Here is a 4,875-nt window from a genome sequence, read left to right as displayed (position 1 = left end):
AGAGCCTATCCGAAAAATAGGAGGGAGTGTCGCCAGACGGTGTTTGCGCAAGCCAGGTGGAGGAGGGCTTCGTAGTTGGCGACTTTCTTTTCCCAGCGGATGAGCAGGCGGCGGAAACGGTGGAACCAGGCGTGGGTGCGCTCGACGACCCAGCGACGGGCGCGGTAGCCGGGGGTGCGGCATTTGTCGGCTTCCTCTCCCCGGCTCAGGATGTGCACCCGGTAGCCCCACTGGGCCAGTAGGCGCCGAATGGCCTCGGCGTCGTAGCCCTTGTCGGCGCAGAAACCGGGGGCGAAATCGCCTTCGGCCGGTGGGGGCAGCACGGGCATCGAATCGAGTACGGCCTGTACTTGCGTCACTTCGTGGACGTTGGCTCCGGTCACGGCCACGCCGACGGGCAAGCCCTGAGCCTCGGTCAGCACGTGGCGTTTGACGCCGCCCTTGCCCCGGTCCGTCGGGTTGGGGCCGACGGCCTCGCCGCCAAGCGGGGCCTTGGTCTGGCAGGCATCCAGACACTGCCAGTCCCAATCCAGGCGGCCTTCGGCCTGTAACTGCACCAAGCCGCTGGTCCAAAGCCGCTTAAAAACGCCAGCCTGGGCCCACTGCTGGAACCGGTCATGGACCGTGGAGGTTGCCCCCAAGCACCGCGGCAAGGCCTTCCACTGCATCCCCGTAACCAAAATATAGTAGATGGCAAAAAACATTTGGCGGTTACAGGCGGCCGGCCGGCCGCGCTTACCAGGGCCGCTGGCCGGCTCCGGCAGCAGCGGTTCAGCGGCGGCCCAGAGTGCGGGAGAAGGCAAAAAATCGGCGTGTATGGTAGCTTCGTATTCGGTTGTAGTCGGGCGCAACGGGAAATTTGTTAGGTGTGGTAACCCCAAAATTCTCGCGCTCGGCTACAACTTCCTTATTTTCCGGATAGGCTCTTAATTACAGTAAAAGCAAAAATTTATTTACTGACACCTGAGGAAGGGTGTAGGAAGGCTAGTATCAAATCTGGTTATAGGCCTAACCATGTGTTTGAAAAGCCGAATAACATTAAAGAGATTCATACTCACGTTGGAGAGTTTCAGTTTAGCGACCAAGACATCATTCAACCTGGACAAACAAAAACTGTTAATGTAGTATTTTTGCGAAATCCAATAATTGAAAAATATATCAAGGTTGGACAAAAATGGCTTATTTATGAAGTTTCGAGACTTGTAGCAGAAGGCGAAATCATCGAAGTATAATTGCTGCGAACAAGTGCATTGGCAATAGCAGGTCTGGACGTTGTTGCCTTCGGCCGCATTTCGCTGCCAAATTCATTTTTGGCTGAATAATAGCGGTTTAGCTTATGCATTCAATTTTCGATTTTTCAATCAACTGTTGTTCTGGTCTGGACTTTCATTGAATCCTCTGCCATAACTAATTTGTACCGTTACCAACAAAAAAGTCCCTCCCGAAGCAATTGCTTCGGGAGGGACTTTTTTGTTAGTGCAGCTGACGGTTATACTTCGGCCAGCATTTCCCAACGGTTGTTTAATTGGGCTAATTCTTTTTTTACTTGCTCGAATTTCAATGTCGCGTCTTTGAGCTGTGCAGTATTCTGATAGATTTTTGGGTCGGCGAGCTCTTTTTCATAGCCGGCCAGCTCTTTTTCCAGCGTGTCGATTTTGGCTTCTACTTCGGCTAGTTCACGGAGGGCTTTCTTCTGGTCCGGCGAGGAGGTTTTGTGGGAGGTAGACTCAGCTTTTTTCTCTTCTTTGGGCTGGGGCTTGGGAACCGATGGGCTGGGCAGGCCGGCTTTTTTGGCGGCTTTTTCGCGGTCTTCCTGCCACTGTTCGTACTCGGCGTAGGTGCCGGGGTACTCTTTCAGCTGGAAATCTTCGATATACCAGATTTTGGTGGCCACATTTTCGACGAAGAAACGGTCGTGGCTGATGACGATGAACGTGCCGGCGTACTGCTCCAGGGCCTGAATCAGGATATTTACCGACACCATGTCCAAGTGGTTGGTCGGTTCGTCAAGCAGCAGGAAGTTAGCTTCCGAAATCAGGGTTTTGGCCAGGGCCACGCGGCTTTTTTCGCCACCGCTCAACACCTTGATTTTCTTAAATACCTCCTCACCCGTGAACAAAAATGAGCCCAGAACCGAGCGCAGCTCCATCTCGCTGCGCTTGGAGCCGGCTTCCAGCATCTCCTGGATAATTTCATTGTCCATCGTCAGCGACTCGAGTTGGTGCTGGGCGTAGAACGACATGATGACGTTGTGGCCGAGCTGGTGCTTGCCGTCGGTGGGGGCTTCGGTGCCGGCTACCAAGCGCATGAGCGTGGATTTGCCCTTGCCGTTGGCCCCGATTAGCGCGATTTTGTCGCCCCGCTCGATGTGGACGTGGGTATCGCGGAAAATCAGCTTCTGGTCGTACTTTTTCATCACGTGCTCCATGCGCAGGATGTGCCGGCCGGGCTCCACCCGAAACTGGAACTTCATGTTAATCTTGGCCGCGTCGCTGGCCACGTCCTCGATGCGCTCCAGCTTATCAAGCGCCTTCACGCGGCTCTGGGCCTGCTTGGCCTTGCTGGCTTTGGCCTTGAAGCGCTCGATAAACCGCTCGGCCGCGCGGATTTGCGACTGCTGGTTTTCAAAAGCACCTTTTTGAATCAGGTTGCGCTCCTCCTTTTCTTCGAGGTAGTAGGAGTAGTTGCCGGCGTAGGGCACCAGCTTGCCGCCGATTACCTCCACGGTGGTGTTGGTGGTGCGGTCCAGGAATTCCCGGTCGTGGCTCACAATGATAACCGCGCCCTCGTAGTCGGCCAGGTAGTTTTCTATCCACTTGATACTGGGCAGGTCCAGGTGGTTGGTGGGTTCGTCGAGCAGCAGGAGGGAAGGTTTTTGCAGCAGGATTTTAGCCAGCATCACGCGCATGCGCCAGCCGCCCGAAAAGGTTTTCAGCGGCTTGCTCAGCTCCTCGGTGGTGAAGCCCAGGCCTTCGAGAATTTCCTCGGCCTGCGACTGCATGGTGTAGCCGCCCAGCGCCTCAAACCGCTCCTGCATATCGGCCAGCTTCTCGACCAAATCATCGGAATAATCGGTTTCGAACAGCACCAGAATGTCATCAATCTTTTTCTGCAATTCCAGGGCCTCGCCAAAGGCCTGCATGGCTACGTGCAGAATGCTTTCGTGCGTGTCGTAGCTCAGCAGGTCCTGGTTGAGGAAGCCGAGGCTCACGTCTTTGGCCATCGAAATTGAGCCACCATCGGCCTTGTATTCGCCCACCAGCAGGCGCAGCAGCGTCGATTTACCGGTGCCATTGAGGCCAATGAGGCCAATTTTGTCTTTGGGCTTGATGTGCAGGCTAGCGTTGTCGTAAAGCGCGCGGGAGCCAAAGTGGAAGTCGAGGTCGGAAATGGAAATCATCGGGTCGGAGGTATTGGGGGGCAAAGGTACGGCGCCCGCCGGAGCCTAACGACCAAAAGGCCGGGCAGATTCATTTCTTAACCCCAGCGGCCCGTTGTTTCCAGCATCGCCAGGGCCAGCGCAGCTCCGGCCTTGTACGGGTTGGTCGGCACTTACTTCGGCAGCGGCGCTTCGTCGGTGCTCTCGCTGAGCTTTTGCGCCAGCTTCTGGGGTACGCCCACGTTGTGAAACAAGCCGCTGACAACGCCCTGGCGCCAGAGCGTGAAAACCGAAAAGCGCGGCTCGCGGGTTGAGGTCATCTCTCCGGTCACCAACTCGCCGCGCTTGCGCGGGTTTTGGTCGCGAATGACCACCGCATTGACAACCTTGGACTTGATACGGCTGAACAAAGACTTTTTTATTTCCTCAGCTTCCTCTTTGTAGCTGAGCAGGGTTAGCTGCAGGTTGGTGTATTCCGTCCAGGTGGTACCGGTTACGCCCTGGCGGTCGGCCCGCAAATCGAACCGCAGGCGCCGCACCTCGCCGCTTTTGAACTTGACCAGGCGGGTGGGCACGGTCATGGAATTGAGCATGGCAAACGGGCCCGGCCCAAACGTGCCCCACACCCGATGCCGGCCTTTGGGGTCGAGCAAATACATGGAAATCCGGGCATCGAGCCGGCACTGGTTTTGGAGGTAAGTGGTGGCTTTGCCGGTGAGCGGGGTCGCGGCGGTTTGGCGTCTGGAGTCGTTGCTCAGGTTGTAGAAGCTGCCGCTGAAACGGTTGATGCTCATGGTGCCCGTGACGACCGTGAGCGGGCTGCGGTAAGTCGAATACAGGTTGCCACCCCGGATGTCGAGGCGCCGCACGTCCACAATCATGGGCAGATTCCGCATTTCTTCGGGCGAAATCTTGGACCAGTTGGGGTTGATGGGGCCGCGGCCATCGGAGGCAATACGCACCACCGGCCGTTGAACCGTGATGTTGGCCACCCGAACGTTCGTGTTGCGCACCAGGTCGGCGAAGTCCAGGCCTCCAAAAGTCAGTGCCGCCAGCTTGATGGTCACGGCCGGTGCCTGATAGCCTTTATGCAGATTCATACCCACCGCCGAGTATTTGGGCGTGAGCGCCATGTTCTCAAAACGAAGGGTTTTTTCCTCGGTATCTAAGCGCATTTGCTGACTACTGGCCTGGTAGTAAGGCGGGTCGAATGGTGCCGTGATGCGGCCGGAACTCGCCTGCCAGCGGCGGGCATAAGCAATGCGGTGGGGCGCCAGCGCGCTCAGCGAGTCGATGCGGAGGCCGGTGCCGGTCAGGTTCAGGTCCAACATTTGGGGTGAGTGGCGCAGGCCGCCAATGCGCACGTCGGCCCCTTGCACCCGCACTTGGCCCAAGTCGGCGCGGCGCAGCACTGGCGCCAGCAGTTTCCAGACCGGCGGTGGCGCCTGCTTGGGCGGCGTGAAGGTGAGTACGGGCTTGTTGACCACCAACGCTGC

At 57.1% G+C, this 4,875-nt stretch carries 4 protein-coding genes; 1 reads left to right on the top strand and 3 read right to left on the bottom strand.

The window, feature by feature from the left end:
- Nucleotides 1-5 precede the first annotated feature (5 nt).
- Nucleotides 6-818, bottom strand: a complete 813-nt coding sequence (locus tag GM79_RS10110) for an IS5 family transposase (RefSeq protein WP_051718731.1) — start codon at nucleotides 816-818, stop codon at nucleotides 6-8.
- A gap of 111 nt (nucleotides 819-929) precedes the next feature.
- Here GM79_RS10110 and GM79_RS24875 point away from each other — a divergent pair, with 111 nt between their 5' ends.
- A complete protein-coding gene (locus GM79_RS24875; protein WP_262489449.1) occupies nucleotides 930-1,232 on the top strand; it encodes a hypothetical protein in 303 nt (100 codons plus the stop codon).
- A gap of 257 nt (nucleotides 1,233-1,489) precedes the next feature.
- Here the strand turns inward: GM79_RS24875 and GM79_RS10105 are convergent, their stop codons facing one another.
- Nucleotides 1,490-3,400, bottom strand: a complete 1,911-nt coding sequence (locus tag GM79_RS10105; RefSeq protein ID WP_035563157.1) for an ABC-F family ATP-binding cassette domain-containing protein — start codon at nucleotides 3,398-3,400, stop codon at nucleotides 1,490-1,492.
- Nucleotides 3,401-3,552: 152 nt separating this feature from the next.
- On the bottom strand, nucleotides 3,553-4,875 hold a 1,323-nt coding region (locus GM79_RS25430), incomplete at its 5' end, for a hypothetical protein (RefSeq protein ID WP_035563154.1).

The sequence above is a fragment of the Hymenobacter sp. IS2118 genome (genome assembly GCF_000715495.1).
GTDB lineage: Bacteria > Bacteroidota > Bacteroidia > Cytophagales > Hymenobacteraceae > Hymenobacter.
The sequence above is the reverse complement of the archived record's forward strand: the minus strand, read 5'-3'. Positions and strand labels throughout refer to the sequence as shown.